Source organism: Streptomyces sp. TN58 (genome assembly GCF_001941845.1).
In the GTDB taxonomy this organism is placed as follows: Bacteria; Actinomycetota; Actinomycetes; order Streptomycetales; family Streptomycetaceae; genus Streptomyces.
Genome location: NZ_CP018870.1, coordinates 5,943,745 through 5,959,439, shown reverse-complemented (window position 1 = coordinate 5,959,439; position 15,695 = coordinate 5,943,745). Strand labels below are relative to the sequence as shown.

The 15,695-nt window shown below is 73.9% G+C and carries 16 protein-coding genes; 1 reads left to right on the top strand and 15 read right to left on the bottom strand.

Features of this window, described 5'->3' with window-relative positions:
• Positions 1–137: 137 nt before the first annotated feature.
• Complete coding sequence (locus BSL84_RS26930; protein WP_045323023.1) at positions 138–395, top strand: hypothetical protein; 258 nt, start codon at positions 138–140, stop codon at positions 393–395.
• Between the two features lie 28 nt (positions 396–423).
• Here BSL84_RS26930 and hypE read toward each other — a convergent pair whose 3' ends face one another.
• The 15 genes from hypE to BSL84_RS26860 all read right to left on the bottom strand — a co-directional run bounded on the left by hypE (position 424) and on the right by BSL84_RS26860 (position 15,531).
• Positions 424–1,491 carry a hydrogenase expression/formation protein HypE gene (hypE, locus tag BSL84_RS26925; protein ID WP_030029610.1) on the bottom strand — a complete coding sequence of 356 codons (1,068 nt, stop codon included), beginning with the start codon at positions 1,489–1,491 and terminating at the stop codon, positions 424–426.
• Positions 1,484–2,629, bottom strand: a complete 1,146-nt coding sequence (hypD, locus tag BSL84_RS26920) for a hydrogenase formation protein HypD (RefSeq protein WP_045323022.1) — start codon at positions 2,627–2,629, stop codon at positions 1,484–1,486. The genes hypE and hypD overlap by 8 nt, the downstream gene beginning before the upstream one ends.
• Complete coding sequence (locus BSL84_RS26915) at positions 2,626–2,997, bottom strand: HypC/HybG/HupF family hydrogenase formation chaperone (protein WP_075971318.1); 372 nt, start codon at positions 2,995–2,997, stop codon at positions 2,626–2,628. Before BSL84_RS26915 ends, hypD begins: the two co-directional genes overlap by 4 nt.
• A complete protein-coding gene (gene hypF, locus BSL84_RS26910) occupies positions 2,966–5,371 on the bottom strand; it encodes a carbamoyltransferase HypF (RefSeq protein WP_075971317.1) in 2,406 nt (801 codons plus the stop codon). The genes BSL84_RS26915 and hypF overlap by 32 nt, the downstream gene beginning before the upstream one ends.
• Positions 5,371–6,309: a hydrogenase nickel incorporation protein HypB gene (gene hypB / locus BSL84_RS26905; RefSeq protein WP_075971316.1), complete on the bottom strand. Its 939-nt coding sequence runs from the start codon at positions 6,307–6,309 to the stop codon at positions 5,371–5,373. Before hypB ends, hypF begins: the two co-directional genes overlap by 1 nt.
• 3 nt (positions 6,310–6,312) lie before the next feature.
• Positions 6,313–6,708 (bottom strand): hydrogenase maturation nickel metallochaperone HypA, encoded by a 396-nt coding sequence (locus BSL84_RS26900; RefSeq protein WP_030032326.1) that lies wholly within the window; start codon positions 6,706–6,708, stop codon positions 6,313–6,315.
• 114 nt (positions 6,709–6,822) lie between these two features.
• The gene (locus BSL84_RS37820) at positions 6,823–6,927 is read right to left on the bottom strand and encodes a DUF6893 family small protein (protein WP_420711204.1); all 105 of its coding nucleotides are present in this window, start codon (positions 6,925–6,927) and stop codon (positions 6,823–6,825) included.
• Complete coding sequence (locus BSL84_RS26895; RefSeq protein WP_075971315.1) at positions 6,924–7,520, bottom strand: hydrogenase maturation protease; 597 nt, start codon at positions 7,518–7,520, stop codon at positions 6,924–6,926. Before BSL84_RS26895 ends, BSL84_RS37820 begins: the two co-directional genes overlap by 4 nt.
• Positions 7,517–8,935: a hypothetical protein gene (locus tag BSL84_RS26890; RefSeq protein WP_075971314.1), complete on the bottom strand. Its 1,419-nt coding sequence runs from the start codon at positions 8,933–8,935 to the stop codon at positions 7,517–7,519. Before BSL84_RS26890 ends, BSL84_RS26895 begins: the two co-directional genes overlap by 4 nt.
• Entirely contained in the window at positions 8,932–9,633 is a 702-nt protein-coding gene (locus BSL84_RS26885) for a DUF6084 family protein (RefSeq protein ID WP_045323016.1), read from the bottom strand. Before BSL84_RS26885 ends, BSL84_RS26890 begins: the two co-directional genes overlap by 4 nt.
• A complete protein-coding gene (locus BSL84_RS26880) occupies positions 9,630–10,280 on the bottom strand; it encodes a DUF5947 family protein (protein WP_075971313.1) in 651 nt (216 codons plus the stop codon). Before BSL84_RS26880 ends, BSL84_RS26885 begins: the two co-directional genes overlap by 4 nt.
• Positions 10,277–10,804: a hypothetical protein gene (locus tag BSL84_RS26875; protein WP_030028602.1), complete on the bottom strand. Its 528-nt coding sequence runs from the start codon at positions 10,802–10,804 to the stop codon at positions 10,277–10,279. Before BSL84_RS26875 ends, BSL84_RS26880 begins: the two co-directional genes overlap by 4 nt.
• A complete protein-coding gene (locus BSL84_RS26870) occupies positions 10,801–12,585 on the bottom strand; it encodes a nickel-dependent hydrogenase large subunit (protein ID WP_030028601.1) in 1,785 nt (594 codons plus the stop codon). Before BSL84_RS26870 ends, BSL84_RS26875 begins: the two co-directional genes overlap by 4 nt.
• A gap of 73 nt (positions 12,586–12,658) precedes the next feature.
• The gene (locus BSL84_RS26865) at positions 12,659–13,714 is read right to left on the bottom strand and encodes a hydrogenase expression protein HypE (RefSeq protein ID WP_030028599.1); all 1,056 of its coding nucleotides are present in this window, start codon (positions 13,712–13,714) and stop codon (positions 12,659–12,661) included.
• Positions 13,715–13,788: 74 nt separating this feature from the next.
• A complete protein-coding gene (locus BSL84_RS26860; RefSeq protein ID WP_075971312.1) occupies positions 13,789–15,531 on the bottom strand; it encodes a hydrogenase maturation protein in 1,743 nt (580 codons plus the stop codon).
• Positions 15,532–15,695: the final 164 nt, after the last annotated feature.

Here is a 15,695-nt window from a genome sequence, read left to right as displayed (position 1 = left end):
GCACCCGGCGTCTGCCCGTACGGCGGCGCGGAAAACGGACGCCTCCGCCGGCGCGGCCGCGGCGGCCGCGTTTGGGGAGCGCTCGGAGGGTAGCCGCAGGGCATGGACCGGCACGCACGGAAGGAGTGTGAGCGGTCATGAACGGCGGCAGCACCAGGGGGGACGGGACCAGGGGCGACGGCGAGCGGGACGGCGGCCGTACGCCGGGCAGGGAGCGCGAGCGCGACGACCGGATCCGCGGCCGGTCGCCGGACCCGGAGCGGATGAGGACGGGCGGCCGCCCGCGCACGCCCGACGAGGTCGCGCACGAGCGGGGCCGGGAGGACGCGACCATGCGGGACGTGATGCGGGACCTGGACGAGCAGGACCTGGACGACATGCGGGACGACCGCTGACCGTCCCGCCCGCGCCCCGGGCCGGCCGTCAGCAGATGCGCGGCAGCTGCTCGCCCAGCGGCAGGTCGACCACCCGGGTGCCGCCGAGGGCCGTACGGGCCACCACCATGCCCGGGTGGTCCTCGACCGCCTCGCCGATCACCGCCGCGCCCCGGCCCAGCGGGTGGGCGCGCATGGCGTCCAGTACGGCGTCGGCGTGCTCGCGCGGCACGAACGCGACCAGCTTGCCCTCGTTCGCGACGTACATCGGGTCGAGGCCGAGGATCGCGCAGGCGTTGGCGACGGCCTCGGGGACCGGCACGGCGCGCTCGTCGAGCACGACGCCGGTACCGGAGGCGGCCGCGATCTCGTTCAGCGAGGCGGCGAGGCCGCCCCGGGTGGGGTCGCGCAGGACGTGCAGGTCCGGGGTGACGGCGAGCATGCTCTGTACGAGACCGCCGAGGGCCGCGCAGTCGCTCTCGACGTCCACGCCGAACTCCAGGCCCTCGCGGACGCTCATGATCGCCACCCCGTGGAGCCCGATCTCGCCGCTGACGATCACGACGTCGCCCGGTACGACCCGCTGGGGCCGCAGGTCCACGCCGTCGGGGATGATCCCGATGCCGGCGGTGTTGACGTAGACGCCGTCGCCGTGGCCCGACTCGACGACCTTGGTGTCGCCGGTCGCGATCTCCACACCCGCCGCCCGCGCGGCGGCGCCCATGGTCTCGGCGACCCGCGCCACCACGGACATCTCCACGCCCTCCTCCAGGATGAAGCCGCAGGAGAGGTAGGCGGCGCGCGCTCCGCTCATGGCCAGGTCGTTGACGGTGCCGTTGACCGCGAGGTCGCCGATGCCGCCGCCCGGGAAGAACAGCGGGCGCACCACGTACGTGTCGGTGGAGAAGGCCAGCCGGACGCCCCCGAGGGTGACGGCCGCCGAGTCCCCCAGCCCGGCCAGTACCTCGCCGCCGAAGGCGGGCGCGAACAGGTGCTGGACCAGTTCGGCGGAGAGGGCGCCCCCGCCGCCGTGTCCCATCACCACGCGCGGGCGGTCGCGCAGCGGCGCCGGGCAGGTCCAGCCCGTGATGTCGAGTGTGGTGCCGGCGTCAGACAACGGTGCTCGCCTCCTGGGGCGGGGTGGTCGCGGCGGCCGGCACGGTCTTCAGCTCCAGCCGCCGGTAGAGGTAGTACGCGGCGCAGGCCCCCTCGCTGGAGACCATGGTGGCGCCGAGTGGGCTGCGCGGGGTGCACAGGGTGCCGAAGGCCTCGCACTGGTGGGGTTTCAGCAGTCCCTGGAGCACTTCTCCGCTACGGCACTCCGCGGGCTCCTGGGTGTTGATGCCGCTGACCGAGAAGCGGTGTTCGGCGTCGAAGTCGCGGTAGCGGGCGGACAGCCGCCATCCGCTGTCGGGGATGACGCCGATGCCGCGCCACGCCCGGTCGGTGACCTCGAAGACGTCCTCCAGCATGGCGAGGGCCGCCGGGTTGCCCTCGGGGCGGACGGCGCGCGCGTAGGCGTTGTCGACGGTGTGCTCGCCGCGTTCCAGCTGCCGCACGGCCCGGCGTACGCCCTCCAGGATGTCCAGCGGCTCGAATCCCGTGACGACGATGGGGACGCGGTGCCGGGCGGCCAGTTCGGGGTACTCGCCGACGCCCATCACGCTGCACACGTGCCCGGCGGCCAGGAAGCCCTGGACGCGGCAGCTCGGCGACCGCATGATCGCCTCGATGGCCGGGGGGACCCGGACGTGGGAGACCAGCAGGCTGAAGTTGCGGATGCCGAGCTTCTTCGCCTGGTGGACCGTCATGGCGTTGGGCGGGGCGGTGGTCTCGAAGCCGATGCCGAAGAACACCACCTGGCGCCCCGGGTTCTCCTGGGCGATGCGCAGGGCGTCGAGCGGGGAGTAGACGACGCGTACGTCGCCGCCCTCGCTGCGCACCTGGAACAGGTCCCGGCCGGTGCCGGGCACCCGGAGCATGTCCCCGAAGGAGCAGAAGACCACGTCGGGGCGGGAGGCGATCTCCAGTGCCTTGTCGATGACCTCCAGCGGGGTCACGCACACGGGGCAGCCCGGCCCGTGGATCAACTCGACCTGTTCGGGAAGGAGTTGGTCGATGCCGTGCCGGATGATGCTGTGGGTCTGGCCGCCGCACACCTCCATCAGGGCCCACGGGCGGGTGACGGTGGCGTGGATGTCGTCGAGCAGTCGGCGTGCGAGGGCGGGGTCCTGGAACTCTTCGATGTACTTCACTGCCGGCCTTCCTGGGCTTCCTCGGGTGTGGCGGCCTGGCGCGCGGCGGCCTCGCCGGCGTACGGCCCGTCGGCGAAGGGCCAGGGCGAGTCGGCACCCGCCTGGAGGGCCGCCTGCTCCCAGGGGTCGCCGAACTCCTCCTGGAGCATGCCGAGTTCCTCGAAGAGCGCGAGGGTCTGCCGGGCCGACTCCTCGTCGAGGCGCTGGAGGGCGAAGCCGACGTGGACGATGGCGTACTCGCCGACCCGGAGGTCCGGCAGGTACTCCAGGCACACCTCCTTCTGCACGCCGCCGAAGTCGACGGTAGCCATGCGGGTGCCGTCCTTCTCCCCGATGTCAAGCACTCTGCCGGGTACCGCCAGGCACATGCGCTTCTCCTTGCTGTGGGTGGTGCTCCGGGGCGGCGGCCGCCGCCACCAGGAGCTGGCCGAGGGACAGTCCGCCGTCGTTCGGGGGGATCCGGCCGTGCCGCAGGACGGTGAAGCCGGATGCCCGCAGGAGGCGGGCACATGCCGAGGACAGCAGGGTGTTGGCGAAGACGCCGCCGGTCAGGGCGACGGTGTCCAGGCCGTGCCGCTCACGCGCGAGGGCGCAGAGGTCGGCGACGAGGGCGGCGACGCCGGCGTGGAAGCCGGCGGCGATCAGTCCCGGGTCGGTGCCCGCGCGTACGTCGGCCACGACGGCCGTGAGCAGCGGCGCCGGGTCGGCGACGACCGGGCCGCCGGTATCGGGGCAGGGCGGGACGCGCAGCCCGAAGGCGTAGCCGGGGGCGGTGCCGTGCGCGCCGAGGGCCGCCGCCTCCAGTTCGATCGCGGCCTGGGCCTCGTAGCCGGCGTGGTGGCAGACGCCCGCCAGTGAGGACACGGCGTCGAAGAGCCGCCCCATGCTGGAGGTCGGGACGCAGTTCAGGTCACGCTCCAACTGGCGTTCCAACACGCGCAGTTCGTCGGCCGGGCAGGCGGCTGTGCAGGGCAGGTCGGGGGTCCGGGCCAGGCCGGCCGCCCGCAGATGGGCCAGGGCCATCCGGTAGGGGCGGTGCACGGCGGCGTCACCGCCGGGCAGCGGCACGTAGCCGAGGTGGGCGAACCGCGTGTAGCCGGCGTAGTCGGCGAGGAGGACTTCGCCGCCCCACACCGCGCCGTCGTCGCCGTAGCCGGTGCCGTCGAAGGCGACACCGATCACCGGCTGTGCGCCGTCCAGGCCGTGTTCGGCCATGGCCGAGGCGATGTGCGCGTGGTGGTGCTGCACGCGGACGAGCGGCCGGGTCCCGGCGGCGCGCCGCGCCCACTGGGCGGAGCGGTAGCCCGGGTGCCGGTCCGCCGCGAGCAGGCCGGGGCTGACACCGGTGATGGACTCCAGCTGGCGCTCGGCGCGTTCGAGGGCGTACTGGGTGGCCAGGTCGTCCATGTCGCCGATGTGGGCGGACAGCCAGGCCCGTCGGCCCTCGCCGAGGCAGAAGGTGTTCTTCAGGTCGCCGCCCGCGGCGAGGATCGCGGGGACCGGCACCGGCAGGTCCGTCGGCAGCGGGGCGTAGCCGCGGGCCCGGCGTACGGTCAGCGTCTCGCCGTCGCAGACCCGTACGACGGAGTCGTCGCACGGCACGTGGATGGGGCGGTCGTGGGTGAGCCAGGCGTCGGCGAGGCCGGCGAGCCGTTCCAGGGCCTCGTCGTCGTCGGTGACGATGGGCTCTCCCGCGAGGTTCCCGCTGGTCATGACGAGCAGCCGGGGACCCGGGGGGTCACCGGGCAGGCCGAGGAGCAGGTGGTGGACCGGGGTGTACGGGAGCATCACGCCGAGGTCGGGACAGCGCGGGGCCACGCCGTCGGCGGGTACGGCGCCGGGTGCTCCCCCGGGATCCGCGGGGCCGCGGCGGCGCAACAGCACGATGGGGCGTACGCCGCCTTGCAGCAGGACGCGCTCCTCGGGGCCGATGTGCGCGATCCGCTCGGCGTCGGCGATACCGCGGGCCATCAGGGCGAAGGGCTTGTCGCCGCGGGCCTTGCGGCGGCGCAGCTGGGCCACGGCGCCGGGGTGGGTGGCGTCGCAGGCCAGGTGGTAGCCGCCGAGGCCCTTGACGGCGAGGACCGCCCCGGCCGCGAGGAGGCGGCGGGCCGCGGCGATCGGGTCGGCGCCGGCGGCCGGGGTTTCGTGGGGTGGGCGGCCGGTGAGCAGGGTCAGCCGGGGGCCGCAGGCGGGGCAGGCGACCGGCTGGGCGTGGAAGCGGCGGTCGGTGGGATCGGCGTACTCGCGGGCGCAGTCGGGGCACATGGGGAAGTGGGCCATGGTGGTGTGCGCCCGGTCGTAGGGCAGCCCGGTGACGATGGTGAACCGCGGCCCGCAGTGGGTGCAGGTGATGAAGGGGTGCCGGTGGCGCCGGTCGGCGGGGTCGGCGAGTTCGGCGAGGCAGTCGGCGCAGGTGGCCACGTCCGGGGAGACGAGCGTCCGGGTGGGGCCGCCGCTCCGCGAGGCGATGATCGTGAATCCGGCGCCGCCCGCGACGGGGACCTCGTGGTGGTCGACGGCGTCCACGACGGCCAGCGGCGGCGCGTCCGCCGCGAGGTGCTCGCAGAAGCGCGAGACGGCGGCCGGGGCGCCCTCGACCTCGGCGACGACGCCCTCGGGGGTGTTGGTGACGTGCCCGGTGAGGCCGAGTCCGGTCGCGCGGGTGTAGACGTAGGGGCGGAAGCCGACGCCCTGCACCACGCCGCGGACGGTGACCCTGCGGCGCTGCGGCGGCTCCATCAGCGGGTCTGCGCGGCGGGCTGGGAGTGCGGGGGCCGGCGGTCGCGGCCGTGATCGTGGCCGTGGTCGTGGTCGTGCAGGTGGCGGTGGTCGGGGCCGTGCCCGTGGTCGTGGCCGTGGTCGTGCGCGTGGTCATCGCCGTGGCCGTGGCCGTGGCCGTGGCCGTGGCCGTGGCCGTGGCCGTGGCCGTGGCCGTGGCCGTGGCCGTGGCCGGGGTCGGGGTCGGGGCTGTGGCCGGTCTGCCGCTGTTGGCGGGCCATCACCGGCGTGTGCGCCGTCCCGGTGCCCGTTCCCGCCGCCAGCGCCCGGTCCAGCAGGAGGCCCAGGCCCTCACCCCTGCGGGCCGAGGTCATGAGGATCTCCACGCCGGGATTGACCCGTTCCACGTTGGCGCGGAAGGCGGCCTCGTCGAATTCCACGGCCCGCGCGATGTCGGTCTTGGTGACGACCACCAGCTGCGCCAGCCCGAAGGCGGTCGGGTACTTCAGCGGCTTGTCCTCGCCCTCGGTCACCGAGGCGAGCACCACCCGCAGCGACTCCCCCAGGTCGTAGCTCGCCGGGCAGACCAGGTTTCCGACGTTCTCCACGAAGAGCAGCCGGGTGTCCTCGGGCAGCCAGCCGTCCAGGTGCCGGCCGAGCATGGCGGCCTCCAGGTGGCACAGCCCGTCCGTGAGGACCTGCTTGACGGGCACGCCCGAGCGGGCCAGCCGCAGTGCGTCGTTCTCGGTGGCCAGGTCGGCCGTGAGCGCGGCGACCGCCACCCCCCGCTCCCGTGCGAGGAGCAGTTCGCGTTCCAGCAGCGCGGTCTTCCCGCTGCCGGGGCTGGAGAGCAGGTTGACCACCGTCGTGCCACGGGCGGTGAGCTCGTCGCGCAGGGCCTGTGCGGCGCCCTCGTTCTTGGCTAGTACCGCCTGCCGCAGATCGACCACTCGGCACATGGTTCAGGCCTCCTCGGGAATCGGTGCGCGGGTACGGGCGCCGGCGGGGCCGTCCTCCCAGCGGACGCTGAGGATCTCCAGTTCGCGTCCCGACAGCAGCTCCACGTCCGCGGCCCGGCCGCAGCGGGGGCAGCACAGCTCGGGGGGCATCCCGACGGCCCAGGTGCCGGGGCAGGCCGCGCAGCGGGCGCGGGCCGCCACGGGCTCGGTGACGAGTTCCGCGCCGTCGAGAACGGTGCCGGCGCAGGCCAGTTCGAAGCAGAAGGCCAGCGCGTCGGGGACCACGCCCGCAAGCTCGCCCACGCGGAGCCGTACGGACGTGACGGCGTGCGCGCCGGCCGCCCTGGCGGCTTCTTCCACCTGGCCGACGACGGCCATGGCGATCGACATCTCGTGCATCGGACTCCGTCCTGCCGGGGCTCATTACACCGGTGGGGCGAGGGTCCGGCGGTCGGGCACGCCGGTGCGCCGCACCCCCCGTACGCCGTTCGGCGGGGGGTGCGGCGCCGGGGGTCACATCCGGCGCATGCGCAGGTAGCGCCTGATGTCGGGGAAGACCTGCAGCACGACGGCGGCGAGGGCGGCTACGGCGGCCCCGCTGATGACGGCCTTCTTCATGGGGTTCTCCTCAGTTCGCGGCGGGGTGCGCCGGCTTCGTCGGGGACCGGACCGTCGAGCAGGTCCAGCGCCATGCGGACGGCTTCGGGTACGGCGGCGGCGACGGGGGCGCTCAGTCCGATGCCCTCCTCGACGCAGGCCGGTTCGCAGCCGAGGACCAGCGTGCGCCGTGGCGGGGTGGCCCCGGTGCCGGCGCACAGGGCGCCCAGGAGCGCCAGGACGGTGTCGGGCGACATGTGGTGGCCGTCGAGGACGGGCCCTTCCCCGGGTCCGGCGGTCGGTGGGCCGGCGGCCTGCGGGCCGGCGGCCGCGCCCGAGGCCGTACCGCCCGCGCCCGCAGGCGCGTCCGCCTCGACCTCGATGAGGTAGAGGGTGCCCGGGGCACCGCCGCGGGCGGTGGCGTCGACCAGCACGAGCGTGTCGTAGCCGTCGAGGAGCTGGTAGGCGAGGTGGACGCCGCGGACGCCGAAGTCCACCACCTCCACCCCGTCGGGCAGCGGGTGCGCGGACAGGGCACGTACGGTCTCGACGCCGAAGCCGTCGTCGCCGAGGAAGACGTTGCCGATCCCGGCGACCAGGACCCTGGGGTTCACGCGTCCTCCGGCAGGGTGACCTCGTCGGGCTGGAAGTAGAGGAAGCGGCCCTGCTCGCGCCGGATGTCCGCGCCGGGGTCGTCCTCGACCGTGACGGCGAGGTGCACTCCCCCGTCGACGTCGTGGAGCACGGCTTCGACCACGGCCGTGCGGCCGTGCAGGAAGAGGTCCTGGGCGTCGGTACGGCGCGGTCCCGGGCGGAGCACGACACGGCTGCCCGGGCCGACGGGGGCGCCTTCGACGGTGATCCGGTCGCGGGCCGGGTCGGCGGTCCCGGAGCCGGCGGGGTCCCACCAGGGGGTGTCCGGCCTGAACAGCGCTTCCCCGTCGGGGATTTCGGTGATCTGCTCCGGCCCGTCCGGGCCGGTGGCCTCGCGCAGGGAGCGTACGGCCCCGTGCAGGCGCTCCAGCACCTCGGGGGGCAGGGTGTCGGCGAGGTCGACGACGGCGGCCGCCCTGGCGTCGGTGCCGCGCGCCTCGCGCTTCTCGTGGTCGGTCAGGGCTGCCGTGCGCAGGGCGAGGATCTCGTCGATCTCGGTGGCGTCGTACATGGCGCCCGCGCTCTCGGGGGCGATGGCCGGGTGGTCCTCCAGGATGATCGGGGAGGACAGGACCACGTCGGCGCGGCCCGCCTCGCCCGCGAGCACCGGCCAGGTGTGGAGGTTCTCGCAGGCGGCGACGGCCTCCCGGGCCCATTCGGGCGGGTCGGTCATGGACAGGAACGAGCCGGAGTCGAGGCCCAGCAGGAGGTGGGCGGCGACGAGCGAGCGGGGCAGGGCCGCCTCCCGGTCGGCGCCGGCCTCGGCGGACGGGGTCCACGGGCTGGTGTTCTCCACGACGGCCGTGAGCCGGAACACCCGGTAGGCGCCTTCGAGTTCCACTGCGCGCAGCCGTACGGCGCCCTCGACCTGCTCGGTGCGGCGGACCAGGCGGCCCGCCGTCCTCCCGTCGGCGCCGAGGACGTCCTCGGTGTCGACGCGGGCGGGGCGGACGAAGGGGACGGTGACGCCTTCTCCGGTCAACTCGCAGACTTTGAAGGAGAGTTCGACGTGTTCTTCGGCTCCCTCGTCCCAGGGGACGAGGACCCGGTCGGGCAGGTGCAGCTCGTCGACGGCGGCGAATCCGCCGTCGTCCAGGGCCTGCTGGACGGTGCGCCGCCGGGGGTGCAGGAAACGCAGCTGAAGGGCGAGCGCCGCGTCGCCCTTGGGCTCCATCAGGACCTCGGTCCGCTGGAAGGCGTGCTCGCCGTGGGCTGGCCCCCAGGCGGGTGGCACGAGGACCCCGAACTGCCAGCGCAGCCGGTTCTTCGCGGCGGAGGCCCGGTAGGGGTAGAGGACGTACCCCTCCAGGAGGACGGCGTCGGCCACCTGCCGGGCGGCGGCGAAGCGGGGGTCCGCGGTGGCGGCCGTGGTCACGGGGCCGTCCTCTCGGTGGGGCGGGGACGCAGCGCGTGCAGCCGGAAGGCGCCGGGCGGGGGCGGCTGCGCCGGGTCGGACGCGTCCAGCAGGGCGCGTACGGTCGCCTCCCAGGAGGCGAGGGCGTGGCGGGAGCGGTAGGCGAGGAGTTCGGCCATGGTGTCGCGGGGCAGCCGCAGCCAGCCGCAGCCGGGGAAGTGCTGCTCGACCATCTCGCGCCAGACCGTCACGGGCATCCGGTACGGGGCTTCGCGGTCCCAGGGGACCGGCTCGACCCGGAAGCCGGCCTCGCCGGTGAAGGCGGTGCCGGAGAACAGCATCAGCAGCGGTACCTCGCCCTCCTGGAGGGCCTCGAAGTAGCGGGTGGCGCCGATGTCCATGTCGTAGGTGCAGGGCACGACCAGGTCCGTCTCGGTCTCCCCGGTGAAGCCGGGCACCATGACCGACGCGTGGGCGAACTGCACGGGCTGGAGCGTGCTGCCCCACCGGGAGCGTTCGCCGAACAGGTCGGCCAGGCCCTCCGCCTCGGCGGGGCCGTAGCCGCGGCGGGCCGGTTCGATGCGGATCTGGCAGCGCAGGGCCATGGCGTGCACGCGGGTGTCCGGGTCGGCGGTGATGCGCAGCCGGAAGACGAGGGTGGGGCCGGCGGCGTAGGGGTCGGCCCGTACGCCGGTGCAGGTGAAGGCGAAGCCCGTCATGACCGGTCCCCCGCGGGCGTCACGGGCTTGGCCCGCCGCTCGACGTCGTCGAAGAAGGCGCCGAGAGCGGCCCGTGCCTCGGCCCCGCCGTCGAAGCCCTGCCACAGCGTCCGCATCCGGCCCACCAGTTCGTAGCAGGCGTCGATCGGCACCAGGTAGCAGCCGGAGCGGCCTTCCCAGCGGTGTACGAGCAGTGCTTCGGTGTCGGGTTCGAGCTGGGCGGCCAGCGGCCCGCCGTCGAGGACCTGCTGCCAGGTCTGCGGGTCGAGTTCACTCTCGGTGGCCCCGGCGGGGCTGGGGTAGAGCGCGACGAGCCGGTCGAGGGCGGCGTTGCGGAAGAAGAAGGCGACGCCGACGGGAATCTGGAGCCGTTCCCACACCCCGTCGTCGAGCCGGTGCTCCGGGTCGGCCAGGTAGCGGTCGGGGACCGCCCGGTAGCGGCCGGTCCGGGTGCCGGGGCGGTCGAAGAGCAGGGAGCAGGCGGTGCAGGCGCAGACCAGGGTGCGCTTCTCGGTCTCCACGAGGTGGCGGTGCCCGGCCGGCACCGCCACCCCGCACAGCTCGCAGGTCTCGGGCCGGGGCGGGCGCGGGCCGGCGAACCGGCGCAGCCCGCGCGGGCCCTGCGTACGGGTGGCGGGCCCGCTCACGACACCCGCGCCGGGCTGTGCGGCCGGGTGCCGATCTGCAGCAGGGCGGGCTGCGGGTCCGGGGCGGGCTCCATCTGCACGCTCGTCACCTCGGGGGCGAAGCAGGTGAGGGTGTCCTCCAGGGTGCGCCGGGCGGTTTCCGCTCCGCCCGGGCCGCAGCCGCAGCCGGTGGGTGCGGCCGCGGGGCGCAGCCGCAGGACGCCGGTGGTCTCGTCGAAGCCGAGGAGTTCCACCGGGTCGGGAGCGTCGGCCAGGGCGCGGGCGATGCGGGTGTGCACGTCCTCGGGGTGCAGGCCGTGCAGGGAGAGCAGGCTCGCCACGAGTTCGTCGTCCGCGGCGGCGGCCAGGGGGCCGTCGCCGAGTTTCGCGGCGATCCGGGCGAGGCCGGCGCCGTAGAACTCCATGAGCACACGCACCAGTTCCTCGGCTGCTTCGCACGTCTGGCGGTCGCCGGTGGCGGCCAGCCGGTCGAGGACCTCCTCGACGCGGCGGCCCGCCTCCCGGGCGTCGACGGCGGCGCTCATCCGCCCAGTCCGCTCAGGCCGGTGGGGACGTGCATCGTCTTCACGGTCTTGCCGCCGCCGACGTACATGTGGACGCCGCAGGGCAGACACGGGTCGAAGCTGCGCACGGCGCGCATGATGTCGATGCCCTTGAAGTTCTCCGGGGTGTTCTCCTCGAAGATGGGGGTGTTCTGCACGGCGTCCTCGTACGGTCCGGGCGTGCCGAAGGTGTCGCGGGTGCTGGCGTTCCACGGGGTCGGCGGGTAGGGGTGGTAGTTGGCGATCTTGCCGTCGCGGATGACCATGTGGTGCGACAGGACGCCCCGTACGGCCTCGGTGAAGCCGACCCCGATGGACTCGTCCGGCACCTCGAACTTCTCCCAGGTCTGGGTGCGGCCCGCGCGGACCTCGGCGAGGCCCTTCTCGGCGCAGTGCAGGGCGATGGCGGCGGCGTACGCCTGGAAGTACGTGCGGGCGCGGTTGCGCTCCAGCGCGTTGCTCCACTTCGGGATCTTCCACTCGAAGCGGGTCTCGGGCTTGGTCATCGTGCGGGGCAGGTTGATGACGACGCTGTGCCCGGTGGCCTGGACGTAGCCGACGTCGACGAGGCCGGACAGGGCCGTGGACCACAGGCGGGCGATGGGTCCGCCGCCGGTGTCGAGGGCGAGGTGGTCCTTGCCGTCGAACCAGCGCGGGGACATCACCCAGCTGTACTTGTCGCCGAAGTCGCGCTTCTGCGGCGCCGGGATGGTGTGCTGGTTCCAGGGGTGGCGGGGGTCGACGGGGTTGCCGAGCGGGTCGTGCGTGACGAACTGCTCCTTGCCCTCCCAGTCGTCGTAGTACGAGCTGCCGAGCAGGATGCGGATGCCGAGGTTGATCTGCGTGAGGTCGTTGGTGACGAGCTTGCCGTCCACGACGACGCCCGGGGTGACGAACATCTTCCGTCCCCAGTCGGTCATGTTGGCGTAGGTGAAGTCGCAGTGCTCGGGGTCGTTGAGGGCGCCCCAGCAGCCGAGCAGGACCCGGCGGCGGCCGACCTCCTCGTAGCCGGGCAGCGCCTCGTAGAAGAAGTCGAAGAGGTCGTCGTGGAGCGGGACGACGCGCTTCATGAACTCGACGTACCGCATGAGGCGGCTCATGTAGTCCGTGAAGAGCTGGACGGAGGCGACGGTGCCGACGCCGCCCGGGTAGAGGGTGGAGGGGTGCACGTGGCGCCCCTCCATCAGGCAGAACATCTCGCGCGTGTACCGGCTGACCTGGAGGGCCTCCCGGTAGAACTCGCCCTCGATGGGGTTGAGGGAGCGCATGATGTCGGCGATGGTGCGGTAGCCGTGGTCGCCGGCGTGGGGGGCCTCGGTGCGCTCGGCCAGTTCCAGGACGCCGGGGTTGGTCTCGCGGACCATCTTCTCGCAGTAGTCGACCCCGACCAGGTTCTCCTGGAAGATGTTGTGGTCGAACATGTACTCCGCGGACTCGCCCAGGTTGATGATCCACTCGCCGAGATGCGGCGGCTTCACCCCGTAAGCCATGTTCTGCGCGTAGACGGAGCAGGTGGCGTGGTTGTCGCCGCAGATCCCGCAGATGCGGCTGGTGATGAAGTGCGCGTCGCGGGGGTCCTTGCCGCGCATGAAGACGCTGTAGCCGCGGAAGACCGACGAGGTGCTGTAGCACTCCGCGACGCGCTTCTGCTTGAAGTCGATCTTCGTGTGGATGCCGAGACTGCCGACGATCCTGGTGATCGGATCCCAGGCCATCTCCACCAGGCCGCTGCCGTCGCCGGCCGCCTTCGTGTTCGGTGCCATCGTGTCTGCCGTGACCCTTCTTCGGTGCGTTCGGGGCGTGTCTGCGGGAGTGGGGCGGGAGGAGCGGGGGCCGTCACCAGGGCGGGCGGTAGCCCGTGGTGAGGCTGCGGCCGGTACGCCGCCACTTCGGCTCCTCGTCCACGGTGTGGGCGGTGACCGACCGGAGCTTGCGGACCAGGGCCCCGTACGCGCCGCTCGCGGTGGTGGAGACCTTCGCGCCGGGCGGCTCGTCCATGAAGGGCATGAACTTGTCGGGGAAGCCGGGCATGGTGCAGGCGATGCAGATGCCGCCCACGTTGGGACAGCCGCCGATGCCGTTCATCCAGCCGCGCTTGGGGACGTTGCACTTCACGACCGGGCCCCAGCAGCCCAGCTTGACCAGGCATTTCGGGGAGTCGTAGGTGTTGGCGAACTGGCCCTGCTCGTAGTAGCCGGCGCGGTCGCAGCCCTCGTGGACGGTCGCGCCGAAGAGCCAGGTGGGGCGCAGCTTGTCGTCCAGGGGGATCATCGGGGCCGATCCGGCCGCCTGGTAGAGCAGGTAGGTCAGCGTCTCGGAGAAGTTGTCCGGCTGGATGGGGCAGCCGGGCACGCACACGATGGGGATGCCGGCGTGCGACTTCCAGTCCCAGCCCAGGTAGTCGGGCACGCCCATGGCGCCCGTCGGGTTGCCCTCCATCGCGTGGATGCCGCCGTACGTGGCGCAGGTGCCGATGGCGACGACGGCGAGCGCCTTGGGGGCCAGCCGGTCGATCCACTCGCTGGTGGTGATGGGCTGGCCGGTGGCCGGGTCGTCGCCGAACCCGCACCAGTAGCCCTCGGGCTTGATGGACTCGTTGGGGATCGAGCCCTCGATGACCAGGACGAAGGGGTCGATCTCGCCGCGCTCGCCCTTGAAGAACCACTCGATGAACGTGTCCGCGCCGTCGACCGGGCCGCATTCGAAGTCGATCAGGGGCCAGTGCACGGCGATCTTGGGGAGACCCGGCAGGGTGCCGGTGACGATCTCCTCGATGCTCGGCTGCATCGCCGCCGTCAGGGACACGGAGTCGCCGTCGCAGCTCAGACCCGCGTTGATCCAGAGGATGTGGATGACGGGGTCTTCGACCGGGTCCTTCGTCACTGCGGCCATGCGCTGCCTCCTCGGGGAGGGGATCAGGGTGTGGAGGGACGGGGAGGCGGTCTGCCTCGGCCCCACGTTTCTTGCTAACAGCTCCCGGGGCCGGACGCCGCGTCTGGTACGGCCGGTCCAGTGACCCCGCGCCGGTCCGCGGCGGCGCGGGTGAGGTGGGCCGGGGTGGCCGCGGGGCGCTCCTTGCGTACGAAGGCGCGGCGCAGGGCGTGGTAGGAGGCGTCCGGGTCGAAGAAGGTCCGCCGCATCCGCGCCAGCTCGGCCGCCCGGTAGGCGGCGAGCGGGCGGCGCGCCTCGTGGAGCTCGCGGGCGGCCTTCTTCGCGGCGATCCGGGACGCGGTGGCGGGCAGGGCGGCGAGACGGACCGCGAGGCGCCGCGTCTCGCCCGCGAAGTCCCCGGGTGCGCAGGAGACCGTACGGTCGACCAGTCCCAGCCGGTGCGCGGCGTCGGCGCCCAGCGGCAGCGCCTCGGAGGTGAGGCGCACCGCGAGGCTGGATCCGACGCGGCACGGCAGGGTGTAGGTCCAGTACTCGGATCCGTACAGCCCCATCAGGCGGTAGTGCGGGTTGAGGACGACGCCGGAACGGCACCAGACCTCGTCGGCGGCGAGGGCGAGCATGGCGCCGCCGGCGGCGGCGTTGCCGCCGAGGGCGCTGACCACGAGCCGGTCGGTGGTGGTGATCACCGCCTCGACCAGGTCGTCCATGGCGTTGATGTTGGCCCAGGACTCCTCGGCGGGGTCGTCGCAGGCCTCGATGACGCCCAGGTGGATGCCGTTGGAGAAGAAGTCGCGGCCGCCGCCCAGGACCAGGACGGTGGTGGGGCGGGCGCAGGCGGCCCGGTACGCCTCCAGCAGGCGGCGGCAGTGCGACGTGCTCATCGCCCCGCCGGGGAAGGAGAACGTCAGGAAGCCGGTCTGGCCCTCCTCGTGGTAGCCGATGTCGGACCACGTGGTGCGGTACGGGCCGCCGTCCGGCGGGGCGGGCAGTTCGGGGAGCGCGGGCAGCCGGTCCCCGAGGGCCAGCGTGGCGGGGAGCCGGGGGGTGGGTGGCGCGTCCGGCCTGCGCGGGGCGCGCAGCTCCGGGATCCAGACGGCCCCGTCGGCCGTGGCCCGGCAGACGGCGCCGGCCCGGGTGGCGAGCAGTTCGCCGGGGCGGCCGCGCAGGCCGTCCTCGCGGTGTCCGCCGTGCAGGTACCAGTCGCCGCCGAGCAGGCGGTCGCGTACGCCGGGCTGCGAGTCGGCGGCACGCAGGACCCGCAGGACGCGCTCGGTGGTGTCCGCCTCCCAGTCGATGCTGCGCTCGTCCTGCCGCATGACCGGCCGGGCCAGGCCGCCCTCCTGGGGGCGCGGAACGTACGCGCCGGACGCGAAGCGCTCCACGGCGAGCAGGACGGCCTCCAGTGCGGCGTCGGCGATCTCGCCGCGGTAGAGGTCGCTCTTGCCGACGGGCGGCACCGGGCAGTCGGCGGTGGCCCACACGTCCCCGGCGTCCATCTCGGCGTTGGCCTGGAGGACCGTGACGCCCCATCGGGTCTCGCCGTCCTGGACGGCGCGGTCGAGGGAGGAGGGGCCGCGGTCGCCGACGGGTCCCGGGTGGACGACGAGGCAGGTGTAGGCGGCCCACACCTCCTCGGGGATGGCGGTGCGCAGCATCGGAGCGATGACGAGGTCGGGGTGGTGCCGGCGTACGGAGTCGGCCAGCGGGTCGCCGGGCGCGGCCAGTTCGACCGCCACCCGGTGGCCGTGGTCGCGCAGTTCGGCGTGGACTCGCTGGGTGAGGCTGTTGAACGCGCTCGCGACGAGCAGGACGTACACGTGGTCTCCCGGCGGCGGCCCGGAGCCGCCGCGGTCGCGGTGCCGGGCCTGGTCGGCGGCTGGTGACCGGAGCGACCGGCCGCCTGCGATGCTCGGGCACGGCGGGGTGGGGGCGGGCCAGGCGGGGCGGCGGTGTCACCCGAAGGCGGGTGGGGTGGGGCCGC